Here is a 15,144-nt window from a genome sequence, read left to right as displayed (position 1 = left end):
AACAACCCGCGGACCAGCCCCGGGACGTCGGGGGACACCATGTCCTCGGCCGGCCGCCGCTGATCCCTTCGGACGCGGGAGCCAAGATCCTCCGGCGCCTCGGGCGGGCCGTCAACACGTGAAAGACGACAAAGACGACGTCGACAGGGCTGTTCAGTCGGCCTTCCCGCGTGAGCGGACGATGTGGCGGCGGCCGTGAGGGATCGGAACGAAGGTCCGGCCGATCCTGACCTGACCGGGTGGTTCCGGACACCGAACGAGCGTCCGGAACCGCCCGGCAAGATCCCGCCAGGACTTTTAATCCATTGGTTGTGGGTTCGAGTCCCACAGGGCCTACGGTTCACGGGCGGAGTCCTCTTCAGCCTGCTGCGCGGCGCCCGAGTCTTCTCGTCGACTCGGGCGCCGCGGCGTCTGTCCGGACGGAGCGGCATCGGAGTTCCGGAACCGGCGCCAGGCGTCACGGGTACGGCTGGCCGAGTCGATCACGGATGATGGCTGCGTCGTCCACTGGTCCTCGGGTTCTCTGGCGTGGGCTGGGTCGGGCGTGTGTGCAGAGATGGCGATTGAATGTGGTGGATCTGTTCGTACTTGGCCAAGATCTGCCGAGCTTGGCCTGACATCCCGGTCTCGGCGCGGTCGCGGGCGATGCTGATGACATCCGCCATCTCGCGTGCGGCGGCTTGATCGTCACCTGCCTCCAAGTGGCCTCTGAGCTCGTCGAACTGGATCTGTGCGGCACGTTCGAAGTGCGAGATGGGCTTGCGTTCCATCTCGTTCTCGACTTCGAGCCAGGCGTTCCATATGTCCTGGAGCGGTCCCAACTCGCCAGGCATGGAACCCTCTTTCGTAGCAGAGTGCTCAGTCCTGGTCGTTGACCAGTGCGCGCAGCCTGTCGAGGTCGAGCAGCGTGAGGGCTACACGGCGTGTGACGTCGAGATGGGAGAGCGTGGCTCTCTCGTTGTCCGACTCCTGTCTGCGGCGGACGGCGCTTCGGTGCATCTGCGGCCAGGGGTGATGTCGGTCGACGAACGCCACGACGTCCTCCGCAGCGATGTCCAGACCGACGACATCACTCACGGCCTTGACCGTGGCCGAGCGTGGTTCACCCGTCAAGGCGCCCTCGTCGCCCATGAGTTCACCCGGGCCGCGGACGGTGAGCAGTGCTTCGGAGTCGTCGAGGGCGGTCTGTGTCACCGCCGTGTTTGTGCTTCGGGTGATCAGTGCGGAGCGGGAGGGCTGCTCCTGGCGGAAGATCACGTGGTTGGCGGGGATGGTTCCTGTCGCCGGTCTGGCGATGTTCCGGGGGGTACTGCTTGAGTGTGAAAGAAGGCTGGGGGGAGTGGCTGGAAGTCGAGCCTTCGGAGAGTGATCCGGTGGTCGAGATGTGCCTGATACCTGAATTTCACGGCTTTTTGCCCGAATCCACGCATCTCGTTTCGGCCGATTGGCGCTGTTGAGTCGGCGCGCGGATCCGGGCACCTTGCCGGCAGATATGCGAGCCGCTCATGCAGGCCGCAAGAGCAGCGGGGAGAAACAGGTGCGGAACGGGCTGTTGGCTGTCGGGGTGGCCGGGTGTCTGGTTGTGGGTGTGGCGGGGCCGGGGGTGGCTGTTTCGGACACGGGGTCGACGCCGTTGCCGGGGACGGGGGCGAAGGTGGAGGTCAACGCTTGGCACTGCAACGTCTACGCGGACAAGTGCTCGTTCAAGACGTCCACGAAGACCCTCAAGGGCGGCAAGAAGTACAAGGTCCGGAAGATCACGAACATGGCGACGGTCAAGGCCAACGGCTGGCAGGCGACGCTGGCGCTGAGTCCGAGCGGTACGCAGGTGAGTGAGAACACCCGGCAGGTCAGCTGGACGAACGAGAACACGTGGATCGCGGACATCAGCGGGATCGCGGATCCCGGAGGTTCGATCAACACGAGTATCACCACGTGCTCGGACGGGGGCGCCTTCAAGGCCGGAGTCAAGGCGTTCGCCTCGGCCTGTGCCAACGACTGATGGCCGGCAAGGGGATGCTCGCCGGCGCGGGTGCGGCGCTCGCCGCGCTGGTGCTGGGCGTCGTGATGCTGGACGGCGGCGAGGTCGAGCGGCCCGCGCGGCCCGGCGAGGACCTCGCCCGGCAGCTGGACGCCCTGCGGGGCGCCAACGACCTGGTGCGGGCGGGCCGTGCCGAGGTGGGCCGGGATCCGGCGCTGTACCCGACGGCGTACGGCCGTCTTGAGGCCGGCGTCGGGACAGGAACCCCGCCCCCGGTCCACCCGGACGCGTTGGCGGGCCTCGCACGTGACGACCGGCTGGACACCCCGGCCTGGCGGGCGCACTACGTCTGTCTCGCCCTCGCCGAGCCGCCAGAACCCGAACCGGGCCTCGGCTCGGAACCCGGCCTCAGCTCGGAATCCGGCCCGCGCCCCGGCCCGCAATCCCGCCCCGGCTCCGCACCCCGACCCACCTCCGCACCACTCCCCGGATCCGCCGCCGCGGTCCTGAGCAGAGCCGGTATCCGCGAGCGCGCCGAGAGCGAGACGCTCGCCTACCTGAAGGCCCCGGACGCGGACGACGACGCGCTGACCTCGCTCGCGACCAGGGCCGCGTTCCTGCGGACGGCGCGCTGTCTGGGCCGGGGCGCGGACGTGCCCCGGGAGGCGCTGGAGCGGCTCGCCGCCGACGCCGGGCGCGCTGATCAGGCCGTACCCGTCCTGTACGCGGTCGAGGCGCTCGCGGAGGCCGGCGTACGGGCCGAGGGGACGCGGGTGCTGCGTACCGGTCGTACCGGGGAGTGCGGGGACGCCACGCGACTGGCCGCCGTGTTCCTGCTCGGGAAACGGACCGTCGCGCGGGACTGTCTGCGGCCCGCGCTCGCCGACCCCGATCCGCAGACCCGGTGGCTGGTCCGGCGGGCGCTCGGCGGGAGCGGGGCGCTGCCCGCCCCGGTGGCCGAGGTGCGCGGCGACGGGCTCGTCGCCAAGTCGCCCGCCCAGCTCGGCACGCTGACCGCCACCTACAACGCCGTACGGGCGCTGACCGCGAGCGCGCGGCAGCAGGACGTACCGCCGTGGCTGACCCGGCGGCTGCGGCAGCTCGGCGCCGACCCCGCGCTGGACCCGTCCGACCGTGTGCTGCTCGCGATGGTGTGCCACCGGCTGGACCTGGACTGCGGACCCCAGGCCGCCCGGGGCAGGGCGGAGGCCGCCGCGCTCACGGTGCCCGCGCGGCTGACGGCCGGGAACCGGCGCGGCTGGTACGGCGCGCTGGCGGCGCGGGCCGAGTTCGGGCTCGGGTGCCGCCGTACGGCTGTCGCGGCGGCGCGGGCGCCCGAGGTGACGGTGCTCGCCGACGCGGGTTGCTCGGCGCAGGCCGAACGGCTCGGCGCGGGAACCGACTTCGTCGCGCAGGCCGGGGCCGCCCTGCGGACGGGGAGGCTGACGGCCGCCTCCGACGCCGTCCAGGCGGCGCTCGCCGCCGGACAGAACGTCCCGTAGGAGTTCTGGGACGGGCTGCCCGCCCAGCTGGAGCGCTACCGGGACCCCGAGTTCCCCGACCTGTACGCCGACGCGCCCGGCGGCGTCGCCTCCGCCGAGGCGACCCGGGCCGCGTACTACCTCCTGGCCTGACACGACCTCGACGAGAACCCGACGAGAACCCGACGAGCCCCCTGACGAGCCCCCCCGACGAGACAAGGACACCGTCGTATGGCCACCGCCCCACCACCCGCCGTCGAAGCCGAGGCCCTGTCCTTCACATACGACTCCGGGGGCGGGCTGGTCCACGCGGATCTGGTCGTCGAGGCGGGGGCGACGGTGGCCGTCCAGGGGCCGTCGGGATCGGGGAAGAGCACCCTGCTCGCGCTGCTCGGCCTGATCCTGTCGCCCGGCGCGGGCAGGCTGAGCATCGCCGGTACGGACGTCGGCCCGCTCACCCCGGCGCACCGGGACCGGATGCGGCAGGCGTCGATCGGGATCGTGCTCCAGGACCTGGGGCTCCTGCCGTTCCTCACCGCCTGGGAGAACGTCGCCGCCGCCTTCGGACCCCGGCTCGCCCCGCACCGTACGCGGGCCCGCGCGCTGCTCGCGGAGCTCGGGATGGAGACGCTCGCTGACGCCCGGGTCACCGGACTGTCCGGCGGCCAGCGGCAGCGGGTCGCCGTCGCGCGGGCCGCCGTGAAGCGGCCGGTGCTCGTGCTGGCGGACGAGCCGACCGCCGGGCTCGACCCCAAGTCGGCCGAGGCGGTGGTGAGTTCGCTGCGGGGGTGCGCCGAGCGGGGCGCGGGGGTCCTCGTCGTGACCCACGATCCGCTGGTCGCCGCGGCCTGCGACCGGCGGTACGCGCTGGAGGCGGGCGTCCTGGCCGCAGCCCACTGTGAGGAGAAGCCGTCGTGAGCCTCTGGAGCGTCCACACCTGGAAGCGCGACCCGGGGTCGCTGCGCCGTGCCGTACCGGCCCTCACCCTCCTCGCCGCGTTCCTCACCGCGTCCGCCGGAGTGGTGGCCGGAGCGACGGCCGCCGTCGAGCGGGATGTGCTCGCGTCGGGTGGGCTCACGCAGATCGAGTTGTCGGCCTTCGAGGGGGCGGCCAGGCCGTTGACGGGGGCGGCGCTCGGGGAGGTGCGGGGGGTGGCCGGGGTGCGGAAGGTGGTCGCCGACTATCCGGCGGCCTTGTACGCGGAGGACGAGGGGACGTACGACCTGGCGAGCCACACCCTCACGCCGGGGGACGATCTGCCGGTCACCGCCGGGACGCTGCCGGCGTCCCTGGCTCCCGGCGAGGTCGTCCTGCCCGCCCGTGCCCAGGGCACCGACTTCGGGCCGTATCTCGGGCGGAGCGTCGGTTTCGGGTACACCAGGGCCACCGGGGACGCGTCCGGCACCACCGCTGTCGTACGGCTGAAGGTCGTCGCCCTGTACGACCCGAGCTGGCAGGCCGACGGGCCCGGAGCCGCGTACCTCGCCGAGGACACCGCCGCGCTGCTGGCCGCGGCGCGGGCCGGGCAGTCGCCGGGGGACTTCCGGGCGCGTAAGGGGGCGCGGTCGGCGGTGGTCGTCGTCCGGCATCAGCGGGAGGTGGCCGGGGTCGCCGGGGTTCTTCAGCGCGCGGGGTTCGCCGCGTCGCCGGTGGCCGACCGGGTGCGGGAGCTGCCCGGGCTGTTCGGGGTGGCGGACCTCGCGATGCGCGTGGGGGTGGTGGCGGTGGCTCTCGGCGCGTTCGGGCTGGGGGTCGTCCGGGCCGGGGACAGTGTGCGGGCGCGGCTTGCGCAGTTCGCCGTACTGCGCGTACTCGGTTGCGGGCGGGGAGAGTTGCGGCGCGTACTGCTGGGGGAAGCGGCGCTCTCCGGGGGTGTCGCCGGGGGCGTCGGGGTGGTCGCCGGGTCCGTCCTGTCCGTCGTCCTCGCCGGGCAGCTCAGCGGGAGCCTCGGACTGCGGATCTTCCGCACGGACGCGCTGCCCGGGGCCGGCTGGGCGCTGGCGGCGCTGCTGCTGCCGGGGGTCGGACTGGCGGCCGGGACCTTGCTGGGCAGCCGGGGCGTGCTCCGACGGGACCCTTATCTGGTGGTGCGGGCGTCGTGATGTGCCGCCGATGAGCCGGAGGCGGGGCGGCGGGTCCGGTGGTGTCGGTGTTCACGCGCACGTTGACGGGCCTTCGACGGCCGGAGGCGGGGCGGCGGGTCCGGCGGTGTCGGTGTTCACGCCCACGCTGGCGGTCCTTCGACGGCCGGTGGCGCCGACGCTCACACCCACGCCGACGGCTCTTCGACGGCCGGTGGCGCTGACGCTCACACCCACGCCGACGGTCCTCCGACGCCCGCGCTGAGGGTCCCTTCGACGCCCACCCCGACGAGGCCCTCCGGCGCCCACCCCGACGAGGTTCTCCCCGATGAGGCCCTCAGACGGCCCCTGTCGGCAGCCCGCCCCGGCTCCTGCCGGCGGCCCTCCGACGGCCCCTGTCGGCAGCCCGCCCCGATTTCCGCCCCGCCCCTGTCCCACAGGCCGCACCCCCGCCCCCCAGCCGTTCTCACCCCGCGTTCAGCTCCGCCAGCGGCAGCGTGTGGCTCGTCTGGAGGACCTTCGCGCGGAGGTAGCGGACATTGTGGGGGGTCGTGAAGACGCCCGTGGGGACGCGGTCGCGGATGGCGACGCCGAGGGCGCGGAGCTGGGCGGCCTTGTCGGGGTTGTTGGAGAGGAGGTCGAGGGACGTGATGCCGAGGGCGGCGAGCATCTGCGCCGCGGCCGTGTAGTCGCGGCCGTCCTCGGGGAGGCCGAGCGCCTTGTTCGCCTCGTACGTGTCGAGGCCCTGGTCCTGGAGGGCGTACGCGTCGAGCTTGTTGTAGAGGCCGATGCCGCGGCCCTCCTGGCGGAGGTAGAGGAGGACGCCGCCGGTTTCCGCTATGCGTTCCACCGCCTCGCGCAGCTGCGGGCCGCAGTCGCAGCGGGCGGAGCCGAAGACGTCGCCGGTGAGGCACTCGGAGTGGAGGCGGACGAGGGGGGTGGCGGAAGCGGGGTCGCCGAGGACGAGGGCGATGTGTTCCTGGCCGTCGGCGAGGCCGTCGAAGGTGACGATCTCGGACTCGACGCTGTAACCGTCGGCGAAGCGCAGCGGGACCCGGACGCGGGAGCGCGGCGTGGCGGCGGGGAAGTCGGGCATGCGGGTCTCCGGGGGCCGGGGCGGGTGAGCCAACGGGCATCTGTTTCAGATTTGAAGCAGATGCTCGGTTCCCGACCATACTCCTCGTTTTAAAGTTGAAGCAACTGGTTTTGATGTACGTCACGTGACGCCTTCGCACCCCGAGGATCTGCGCCGCCAGGGGACCTCCTCCCCTTCGAGCCCCTCGGTGATCCGTCGGCTGATCTCCTCCAACTGCCCCACCTGCTCCGGCGTGAGCCGGTCGAACAGCACCGAGCGGACCGTCTCGACGTGGCCCGGCGCGACGCGCTCCAGGATCGCCAGCCCCTCCCCGGTGAGCGCCGCGATGCTCCCCCGCTTGTCCCACCGGCACTGCTCGCGCCGGACCAGACCGTCCTTTTCCAGCCGAGTCACGGCATACGTCAGACGGCTGCGCGTGATCTTCGTACTCTCGGCGAGGTCCGTCATGCGCATGCGGTGTTCCGGAGCGTCGGAGAGGTTGGCGAGGATGGAGTAGTAGAGGTGAGGCATACCGGCGTCCTGCTGGAGCTGCCGGTCGAGCGCGTCCTCCACCAGGAACAGCGCGGAGACGTACGCGCGCCAGGCGCGCATCTCGTCGGGACTGAGCCAGCGGGTCGTCATACGGCCAGTGTAGTTTTGTTTCAAACTTGAACCAAGCGTCAGCCATGCGAGCCAACGTCAGCCATACGAGCCTGGGGAGACCGCACCGATGCCCTACCCGTACGTCCTCCTCTCCGCAGCCGTCTCCCTCGACGGCTACCTCGACGACACCGCCCCCGCCCGCCTCCTCCTCTCCGGCCCCGCCGACTTCGACCGCGTCGACGAGGTCCGCGCCTCCGCCGACGCGATCCTGATCGGCGCCGGCACGATCCGCGCCGACAACCCGCGCCTCCTCGTCTACTCCGAGGAGCGCCGCGCCGCCCGCCTCGCCGAGGGCCGCGCCGAGTACCCCCTGAAGGTGACGGTCACCGCGTCCGGTGACCTCGATCCCGACGCGAAGTTCTGGCACACCGGCGGCGAGAAGGCCGTCTATACGACGGACCTGGGCGCCCGCCGCGTCGCGGAACTCGGCATCCGCGCCGACGTCGTACCCCTCGGACCGGAGCTCGACTGGCACCGGCTGCTCACGGACCTGTACGCGAAGGGGGTCAGGCGGCTGATGGTCGAGGGCGGGGGGACGATCCACACGCAGCTCGTGCAGGCGGGGCTGGCGGACGAACTCCAGCTCGTGGTGGCCCCGTTGTTCGTCGGCGACCCGAAGGCGCCCCGGCTGTTCGGGCCCGGCGAGTACGAGCGCGGCCGGCTCCGGCTGATCGAGACGCGGCAGCTGGAGGACGTCGTGCTGATGCGGTACCGGCCCGGCGTGACCCCGGCCGACCACCACTGGCTGGGCGTCGCCTGCGACCTCGCCGCGCTCTGCCCGCCCTCGGAGACCGCCTTCAGCGTCGGGGCGGTGATCGTCGCGCGGGACGGTACGGAACTGGCGCGCGGGCATTCGCGGGAGGGCGCCGACACCGTCGTCCACGCCGAGGAGGCGGCGCTCGCGAAGCTGGACCCGGCGGATCCGCGGCTGGCCGGGGCGACGGTGTACTCCAGCCTGGAGCCGTGCGCGCGCAGGGCCTCCCGGCCGGCGCCGTGCGCGCGGCTGATCCTGGACGCGGGGGTGCGGCGGGTGGTGACCGCCTGGATCGAGCCGGACACCTTCGTCCAGGACGCGGACGGGAACGGGCTGCTGCGGGACGCGGGGGTGGACGTGGTGCTGCTGCCGGAGTACGAGGCGAGGGCGAAGGCACCGAACGCGCACCTGACGGAGGCGTGAGGCACTGAGGGGGCGCGCGGCGTACGGCTGCCGCCTCCTCGGGGCGCCTCAGAGGTGCGGGGCGCGGCTGCCACCGCGTGAGCGGGCCCGCGCGCACCCCACACGACCGGCCCACCCCAGCCTGCGTACCGCCCTCGCGCGGGTGACGCTGCCCACATGAGGTCAGCCAACGCCGTAACCGCCCTCCTCCTGGGCGCAGCCCTAGCCGCCTGTTCCACCTCCGCCGGTGAGACCCGCCAGATGGCCCGAGCCCTCCCCCCGGACGCGTCGTTCACGCATCCGGGGGTCCTCGTGAACGGTGCCCAGCTCGACGCCGCCCGCGAGAACGTGCACGCGGGCAAGCAGCCCTGGCTGCGCGCCTACCTGGACATGCGGGACAGCGAGTACGGCTCGTACAAGTACCGGCCGCAGCCGTACGAGAGCGTCGACTGCCCCGGCGGCGACCAGCCGGACCGGCCCGCGCACGGCTGCGTGGAGGAGCGGCGGGATGCGATCGCCGCGTACACGCAGGCCCTGCTGTTCCGGGTGACCGGCAAGCCGGCGCACGCCGTGAAGGCGCGGGAGATCATGGACGCCTGGTCGGGGAGGATCCGGCGGCACACCGAGGACGACGCCGGGTTGCAGACCGCGTGGGCGGGGTCGACGTGGGCGCGGGCGGCGGAGATCGTCCGGCACACGCCGGGGGCGGGGTGGCCGGCGGAGCGGGTGCGCAGGTTCGAGGACATGCTCAGGAACGCGTACCTGCCCGTCGTATCGCGCGAAGTCCCCGACTACAACGGGAACTGGGACCTCGCGATGACGGACGCGGCGATCGGCATCGGGGTCTTCACGAACGACCACAAGGTGTTCGACCGGGCGCTGAGCCGGTTCCGGGCGCGGGTCCCGGCGTACTTCTATCTGGAGAAGGACGGCAAGGTCCCGATCGCGCCCGCCCGCTCGGGGCTCGACGACCCGGCGAAGCTCACGAAGTACTGGTTCGGGCAGACGACGTTCAAGGACGGCGTCTCCCAGGAGACGTGCCGCAACTTCAAGCACGCCGGGTACTCGCTGGCCGCGGCCTCGCACATCGCGGAGACGGCCTGGCACCAGGGCGTCGACCTGTACGGCGAGGCCAAGGACCGGCTGAAGGCGGCGGCCGAGCTGCACGCGCGCTACCAGGAGGGCGAGAAGGCCCCGGCGTGGCTGTGCGGCGGCAAGGTCGACCGGAACCTGGGGCCCGACCTGGAGGTCCTGGTCAACCACCTGGAGGGCCGCCTCGACGAGCCCGTCCCGGCGGCGCACCGGCTGGTGGAACGGCACCGGCCCGCCGGGACGGACGACCTGTTCGTGGCCTGGGAGACGCTGACGCACGCCCGTAACCCCTGAGCCGCTCGCGGCGGCAACCTTCTCGTCCTGTGCGGCAACTGGGAGCCGGAAGGCCGAGTCGAACTACCGGATGGACGGGCATGAGGGCAACGAAGCACGCCGCGCCGAGGCCGTGGCGCAGGCGCGGACCGGTCACGGCACCGCCGTGCGGCCGGACGTCGAGCAGCAGCCCGGCGTCCGGTCCGCCCGGCCTTGACTAGCCCGCCGGCCAGCCTTCACCGCCCCGCAACCGAGCACGGCCGCCGTTCGAATCCCGGGCCGGGCACTGTTGGGCTGCGCCCCCAGTCGTTGAAAGCACAAGTAACGCGCACGTCATGGCAAGGAGAGGGCGACCGGGGGATGGTCCTCGATGACGCGTCCGCGGAGTTCCACGAATTCTTCGAACGCCACTACGCCGAGCTCGCTCGTCTGGCACACCTCCTGACCGGCGAGAGCGACGCGGCGGACGACCTCGCGGCGGATGCCCTGGTCGCCCTGTGGCAGCGCTGGGACCGGTTGCGGCAGGCCGACCACCCGCTCGCCTACGCCCGTGGCGTGGTGGCCAACCTCGCGCGGGCACGGATCCGCAGCACGGTGCGGGAGCGGCGCCGGATCACGCTGTTCTGGTCCCGCAGTCCCGAGAAGCCCGAGAAGGTGGAGGGGCCGGACGCGGCGGCCGTACTGGACGTCCGCGCGGCGCTCGCCCGGCTGCCGTTCCGCAAGCGCGCCTGCGTGGTGCTGCGGCACGCCCTCGACCTGTCGGAGAAGGACACGGCGGCGGCACTGGGCATATCGGTCGGAACGGTGAAGAGCCAGACCTCCAAGGGAATGGCCGAGCTGAAGAAGCTCCTGGGCGCCCACGCGGCCGGGGCCCTGGTGCCAGGGAGGGGGAACCGGTGAACGAGATCGACCGTCGGCTGCGCGAGGCCGCCGAGGCCCACCGGCCCGACCGCGCGCGGATGCTGGCCCGGGTGGAACGCGGCATGGCCGGCCCCGCCGTCCGGCACCGCGCGCGACCGTTCGCGAAGTCCGGGACCAGGATCGCCCTCGCCGGGCTCGCCGCCACCGGCATCCTGACGACCGGCGGCCTCGCCGTCGCCGCCATCGTCGCGACCCCGGCGCCCACCGTGACCACGCCTGCCACCCCGTCCCCGACCATCAGCTCCCCGCCCCCGGCATCGGCCCGCCCCACCCCTGTCGCGCCGCCCCCGGCCACCACCCCGGGCAGCCCGCGCCCCACTCCGCCGGCCTCCAGTCCCTCGCCCTCGCCGACCGCTGACGAGAGCCGGAACGGGCCGCTGTGGTCGGCCGGCTCGCTGGACCCGAAGAGCACCGTCTACTGGACGGGCAGCGACCTCGTCCTCAGGACGACCCGGCCCCTCACCTCGCTCACGGTCGAGATCCGGATCGTGCAGACCGGCGGGGCGAAGAACACCGGCACCTGGCAGACCCTGCCGGACGGCGACTTCACCGTCACCGTCCAGGAGACCGGGGGCGCGCTGGTCCACCGCTGGGTCCTCAAGCCGGGCCTGACCGTGCCGGCCGGGAGCCATGAGTTCGCCGCGCAGTTCAACAACGGCCCCGGCGTGCGCAGTGCCGCGGGCGACGGCTACCGCGTCGACGCACAGGGGCCGGACGGCTCCGCGTCGGTCCGGGGAGGGTTCGTCCCGGCCCGGTGAACGCCGCTGTGCGGCAGGCAGGGCGACGGCGCACGGGAGGGGCCGCGGGCAAGCCCGGCGGCTCCACGCAGGCCCTCAGCCCGCCGAAGACGAGGAAGGGCGCCCCCATCGAAGGAGATGGGGGCGCCCTTTCGCGCTGTGTGCTGTACCGCTACTTGAGCGCTGTACCGCCCGAGTTGTGATAGGCGATCGTCTTGTTGATCAGGTTTCCGCCGTCGGACTCGACCGTGGTCTGTTCGTCCTGCCCCGGACCGAAGAACAGGCCGGCGACGTGGGCGTCCGCGACCCGGTCCATGTGGGCGAAGAACCAGTCCACCTTGTCGTCCTTGTAGTGGTTGCGGGTGTTGTTCTGCGCCATGTTGCCCACGGGGATCTGCCACAGGACCACCGGCTTGCCGACGGACTCGGACATCGTCTTGTAGAACTTCAGCGCGGCGGCGGCCTTCTGGTCGGTCCAGAACTTGTCAAGGCCGCCGTGGGCCGACTGCGCGTACCAGCCGGCGTCGCGGTCCGAGACGTCGCTGACCAGGAAGTCGGCGTTCTTCGCCCCGAGGTCCGCGTAGTCCTTGACGCACTTCTGGAGGTTGCTCTCCCAGTCGAAGCAGGAGAGGTGCAGCCCCACGCCGGCGTTCGGCGCGTACGTGTGCGCCATCGAGATCAGGCACTGGGCCAGGCCGGCGGCGCTGTTCTCCCGCGATCCGCAATCCTTCGGATTCGCGCCCGAGACCTGCGCGGGAACCTTGTGCAGATCGCCGAGCGACCGGGCGAAGCCCCAGAAGTCGGGCTCAAGGTCGATCATGTCGTGGGACGTGCCGATCTTCTGGAGGAAGAAGCGGTAGTCGTTCAGGTACCGGGTGAGCAGGTCGGTCCGGTTGATGGCCTTGACCTCGCCGGGGCCGTCGCCCTCGCCCGCCGCGTCCCCGAGGTCGCGCAACGAGTACCAGGTCCAGAGCATCTTCTGCGGACGCGCGCCGCCCTTGTACGTCGCCTTGGACGCCACGTCGTCCCGCCAGGTCACGTACGTGCCGGGCGCCGTGGTGCTGCCGTTCCAGCAGCCCCACCAGCTCGACCACGCGTCCTTGCACTTCGCCGCCGTGTAGTAGTCCGACGAGGGCGCGGGCCGGCTGTGCACATAGGCGTAGCGCGCGTCGAACGGTGCGGCGGTCGCCGAGGCGTCGGTCATCGAGCCGCCGATGATCACCTTGTCACTGCCCATGAACCGCTTCGCCGAGCTGCTGCCACCACCCGCGGGCGACGACGGCGACGACGAGGACGACGGTCGCGTGCCGCCCGGAGCCGGGCTCGCGGGAGCGCTGCTGCTCGGTGCGGTGGGCGTACCGGCGCCGCCGACGCTCCCGGCCGGGACGAGTTGCCACTGCTGATCGGCGCCGCCCCGGTCGCGGTTCTGGACGACGCCGTTCCCGTCGGCCTTGGCGGCGTCGCGGACACCGACAGCCAGGCCGCTGAAGCGATTGACCAGACGCACGTAGCCGTTCGACGACTTGGCCAGTCTGAACTGCTGGTTGGTGCCGTTCAGGTCCTTCCACTGCACGAGGGCGGAGCCGGCGGTCTTCGACCAGCCGAGGTCGTCCAGCACCTTGCCGGAGGTCCGGTTCTTCAGCCGGTAGTACCCGTCACCCGCGTCGATGAACTGCCACTGCTGGTTGGCCCCGCCGTGGCGCGCCCACTGCACCACGGCCGCGCCGTCGTTCCTGGCGGCGCCGAGGTCGTCCAGCACCTTGCCGCTGTTGCGGTTGACCAGGACGTACCACTTCTTCACGTCCAGGGTCTTCTGGTCCGCCGAAGCCTGGCTGACCACGACGGCCGAGCCGGCCACGATCACCATGGCGAGTCCTCCCCAGAGGCCCCGACGCGCGAGCAGCCGACGGCCACGATGCTTCGGACGGCCGCCGCGCGCGCCGCCGTCGGCACGGTGGCCGCCGACATGTCTGCGTTCTCGTTCCAGGGACATGCCTGTGCTCTCTTTCGACTCTTGCGCGTGACCGGACCACTTGGCCGGGCACCACTGAGTGGTCGGAGAGGCCGGGAAAGGTTGCCGCGGAGATCCACAGAGCAGCGATTTGGTGATCCGCCCGGCGTCTGCCTATAGTTAGGCCAACGGCGCGGGGTGGAGCAGCTCGGTAGCTCGCTGGGCTCATAACCCAGAGGTCGCAGGTTCAAATCCTGTCCCCGCTACTGAAAAAGGACCGGGATCCTGGAAACAGGGTCCCGGTTCTTTTGTGCCCGCAGTCGATCACTCTGTGTATCCCACTGTTCTCATCGGCACCCCAACTCGCCCGTTTTTCCCTGCGGTTGACCCAATAATCCCGGGCCAAAAATGTTTGTCGATCAAGAGGAACGGCTTGGAAACGGGCACCCGGGTCGATTAACGTTCGATAACGCAGCACGGTTGTCCCAGCCGTCACCAGAGACGGCTCCGTGCGCACGCGCCGAATCCCGCGAGGGAACCGGGGAACCACCACCTTGGGGTGAATCACGCGGACGCCACCGCTCACGAGCGGCCGGTTTACGCGCGTAGGAGACCTTCCCGCTCCGAACCCGTCAGCTAACCCGGTAGGCGGCGGAAGGAAAGGAGTGCGCCCGCGTGGCGAACCCGACTGCCCAGGAAACCCCTAAGCCGACCTTCGGGTTCGGCGGCTACCGTGCCGAGGACGAGGGCCTCTGGGAGGAGTGGAACCCCACCGCCGACTCCCTCGCGCCGGTCAAGGGCAAGCACCGCGTCGCCAGGCAGCGCGCCGGTGGCGGCGGCTTCGCCCGCAGCTCCACGGTCCTCGGCGTCGGCGTCATCGCCGCGGTCAGCGCGGGCGGCATGGCCAGCGCCAACACGGGCAACGCACCCGTCTCCATCAACGTCGCCGACATACCCGGCGTCGGCTCCCTCGTCTCCGACAGCGGCGACGAGGCCCAGGACCCCGCGCCGATCAGCAACATCGTCGCCGAGGCCGGCCAGGAGTCCGCCGACGCCGCCGAGGCGCTGCGCAGCCGGATCATCGCGCAGGCCGAGTCCCAGCAGACGCAGGCCGAGCAGCAGGCCAAGGTCGCCGCCCAGCGCGCCGAGGCCGAGGCCGCGGCCAAGGCCGCCAAGGCCGCGCAGGCCAACGTCGAGGACGCCAAGGAAGAGGCCGACGCCGCCGCCAAGCGCAAGGCCGAGGAGGCGCGGCTCGCCGAGCTCGCCAAGCAGTACGCGCTGCCGACCTCGTCGTACACCATCACCTCGACGTTCGGGCAGTCCGGGGCGCTGTGGTCGTCCGGCTACCACACCGGGCTCGACTTCGCGGCGCCCACCGGGACGCTCATCAAGGCCGTCCACAGCGGGACCATCACGGAGGCCGGGTACGCCGGGTCGTACGGCTACCGCACCATCCTCACTCTGGATGACGGCACCGAGATCTGGTACGCCCACCAGTCGTCCATCAGCGTCAGTGTCGGCCAGAAAGTCGGTACGGGGGATGTCATCGGGCGGGTCGGGGCCACCGGGAACGTGACCGGGGCGCACCTGCACCTGGAGGTCCACCCCGACGGGGCCGCGACCGGGATCGACCCGATGGCCTGGCTGCGGAGCAACGGGCTGAACCCGTGAGGTCGTTGTAGGACGTGGTTGTTCTGGGGCCGCCTCGGTGTTCGGGGCGGCCCCGGTCTGTG

The 15,144-nt window shown here is 71.9% G+C and carries 15 protein-coding genes, 1 tRNA gene and 1 riboswitch; of the genes, 11 read left to right on the top strand and 5 right to left on the bottom strand.

The features are described from left to right. Positions 1-482: 482 nt before the first annotated feature. Both PV682_RS28500 and PV682_RS28495 read right to left on the bottom strand, forming a co-directional pair. Positions 483-833, bottom strand: a complete 351-nt coding sequence (locus tag PV682_RS28500; protein ID WP_319734669.1) for a hypothetical protein — start codon at positions 831-833, stop codon at positions 483-485. 25 nt (positions 834-858) lie between these two features. Beyond that, a complete protein-coding gene (locus PV682_RS28495; protein WP_319734668.1) occupies positions 859-1,479 on the bottom strand; it encodes a Crp/Fnr family transcriptional regulator in 621 nt (206 codons plus the stop codon). A 124-nt stretch (positions 1,480-1,603) separates the two neighbouring features. Between PV682_RS28495 and PV682_RS28490 the strand changes: the two genes are divergently transcribed. From PV682_RS28490 to PV682_RS28475, 4 genes are all read left to right on the top strand, one after another. Continuing rightward, positions 1,604-2,002, top strand: a complete 399-nt coding sequence (locus tag PV682_RS28490) for a hypothetical protein (RefSeq protein WP_240001574.1) — start codon at positions 1,604-1,606, stop codon at positions 2,000-2,002. Then, positions 2,002-3,483: a hypothetical protein gene (locus tag PV682_RS28485; RefSeq protein WP_319734667.1), complete on the top strand. Its 1,482-nt coding sequence runs from the start codon at positions 2,002-2,004 to the stop codon at positions 3,481-3,483. Before PV682_RS28490 ends, PV682_RS28485 begins: the two co-directional genes overlap by 1 nt. 210 nt (positions 3,484-3,693) lie before the next feature. Then, positions 3,694-4,380, top strand: coding sequence for an ABC transporter ATP-binding protein (locus PV682_RS28480; protein WP_319734666.1), 687 nt, complete (start codon positions 3,694-3,696; stop codon positions 4,378-4,380). Further along, positions 4,377-5,564, top strand: coding sequence for an FtsX-like permease family protein (locus tag PV682_RS28475; RefSeq protein WP_319734665.1), 1,188 nt, complete (start codon positions 4,377-4,379; stop codon positions 5,562-5,564). Before PV682_RS28480 ends, PV682_RS28475 begins: the two co-directional genes overlap by 4 nt. Positions 5,565-6,009: 445 nt before the next feature. Here PV682_RS28475 and PV682_RS28470 read toward each other — a convergent pair whose 3' ends face one another. Then, on the bottom strand, positions 6,010-6,639 hold the full coding sequence (locus PV682_RS28470; RefSeq protein WP_319734664.1) for a GTP cyclohydrolase II: 630 nt from the start codon (positions 6,637-6,639) through the stop codon (positions 6,010-6,012). A 120-nt stretch (positions 6,640-6,759) separates the two neighbouring features. Then, positions 6,760-7,260, bottom strand: a complete 501-nt coding sequence (locus tag PV682_RS28465) for a MarR family winged helix-turn-helix transcriptional regulator (RefSeq protein ID WP_112474674.1) — start codon at positions 7,258-7,260, stop codon at positions 6,760-6,762. A gap of 88 nt (positions 7,261-7,348) precedes the next feature. Here PV682_RS28465 and PV682_RS28460 point away from each other — a divergent pair, with 88 nt between their 5' ends. From PV682_RS28460 to PV682_RS28440, 5 genes are all read left to right on the top strand, one after another. Beyond that, positions 7,349-8,458, top strand: coding sequence for a dihydrofolate reductase family protein (locus tag PV682_RS28460; protein ID WP_319734663.1), 1,110 nt, complete (start codon positions 7,349-7,351; stop codon positions 8,456-8,458). Positions 8,459-8,614: 156 nt separating this feature from the next. Then, positions 8,615-9,823, top strand: a complete 1,209-nt coding sequence (locus PV682_RS28455) for an alginate lyase family protein (protein WP_319734662.1) — start codon at positions 8,615-8,617, stop codon at positions 9,821-9,823. Positions 9,824-9,893: 70 nt separating this feature from the next. Further along, a complete protein-coding gene (locus PV682_RS28450) occupies positions 9,894-10,019 on the top strand; it encodes a hypothetical protein (protein ID WP_319734661.1) in 126 nt (41 codons plus the stop codon). A 143-nt stretch (positions 10,020-10,162) separates the two neighbouring features. Next, positions 10,163-10,702 (top strand): SigE family RNA polymerase sigma factor, encoded by a 540-nt coding sequence (locus tag PV682_RS28445; RefSeq protein WP_319734660.1) that lies wholly within the window; start codon positions 10,163-10,165, stop codon positions 10,700-10,702. Further along, a complete protein-coding gene (locus PV682_RS28440; RefSeq protein ID WP_319734659.1) occupies positions 10,699-11,481 on the top strand; it encodes a hypothetical protein in 783 nt (260 codons plus the stop codon). The genes PV682_RS28445 and PV682_RS28440 overlap by 4 nt, the downstream gene beginning before the upstream one ends. A gap of 151 nt (positions 11,482-11,632) precedes the next feature. Here the strand turns inward: PV682_RS28440 and PV682_RS28435 are convergent, their stop codons facing one another. Continuing rightward, complete coding sequence (locus tag PV682_RS28435) at positions 11,633-13,327, bottom strand: RICIN domain-containing protein (protein ID WP_319734658.1); 1,695 nt, start codon at positions 13,325-13,327, stop codon at positions 11,633-11,635. A gap of 276 nt (positions 13,328-13,603) precedes the next feature. Here PV682_RS28435 and PV682_RS28430 point away from each other — a divergent pair. Continuing rightward, positions 13,604-13,677, top strand: a tRNA-Met gene (locus tag PV682_RS28430). Positions 13,678-13,919: 242 nt separating this feature from the next. Next, a riboswitch (cyclic di-AMP (ydaO/yuaA leader) is annotated at positions 13,920-14,077 on the top strand. Positions 14,078-14,086: 9 nt separating this feature from the next. Continuing rightward, entirely contained in the window at positions 14,087-15,082 is a 996-nt protein-coding gene (locus tag PV682_RS28425; RefSeq protein ID WP_319734657.1) for a M23 family metallopeptidase, read from the top strand. Positions 15,083-15,144: the final 62 nt, after the last annotated feature.

This window comes from Streptomyces niveiscabiei (genome assembly GCF_033794345.1).
Lineage (GTDB): Bacteria > Actinomycetota > Actinomycetes > Streptomycetales > Streptomycetaceae > Streptomyces > Streptomyces niveiscabiei.
This window is presented reverse-complemented; position numbering and strand designations above follow the sequence as displayed.

What these genes read in the sequence shown, in the direction of transcription:
- PV682_RS28500 (WP_319734669.1), bottom strand. Translation starts at nt 833, where the DNA reads ATGCCTGGCGAGTTGGGACCGCTCCAGGACATATGGAACGCCTGGCTC.
- PV682_RS28485 (WP_319734667.1), top strand. Translation starts at nt 2,002, where the DNA reads ATGGCCGGCAAGGGGATGCTCGCCGGCGCGGGTGCGGCGCTCGCCGCG.
- PV682_RS28480 (WP_319734666.1), top strand. Translation starts at nt 3,694, where the DNA reads ATGGCCACCGCCCCACCACCCGCCGTCGAAGCCGAGGCCCTGTCCTTC.
- PV682_RS28470 (WP_319734664.1), bottom strand. Translation starts at nt 6,639, where the DNA reads ATGCCCGACTTCCCCGCCGCCACGCCGCGCTCCCGCGTCCGGGTCCCG.
- PV682_RS28465 (WP_112474674.1), bottom strand. Translation starts at nt 7,260, where the DNA reads ATGACGACCCGCTGGCTCAGTCCCGACGAGATGCGCGCCTGGCGCGCG.
- PV682_RS28460 (WP_319734663.1), top strand. Translation starts at nt 7,349, where the DNA reads ATGCCCTACCCGTACGTCCTCCTCTCCGCAGCCGTCTCCCTCGACGGC.
- PV682_RS28455 (WP_319734662.1), top strand. Translation starts at nt 8,615, where the DNA reads ATGAGGTCAGCCAACGCCGTAACCGCCCTCCTCCTGGGCGCAGCCCTA.
- PV682_RS28450 (WP_319734661.1), top strand. Translation starts at nt 9,894, where the DNA reads ATGGACGGGCATGAGGGCAACGAAGCACGCCGCGCCGAGGCCGTGGCG.
- PV682_RS28445 (WP_319734660.1), top strand. Translation starts at nt 10,163, where the DNA reads ATGGTCCTCGATGACGCGTCCGCGGAGTTCCACGAATTCTTCGAACGC.
- PV682_RS28435 (WP_319734658.1), bottom strand. Translation starts at nt 13,327, where the DNA reads ATGGTGATCGTGGCCGGCTCGGCCGTCGTGGTCAGCCAGGCTTCGGCG.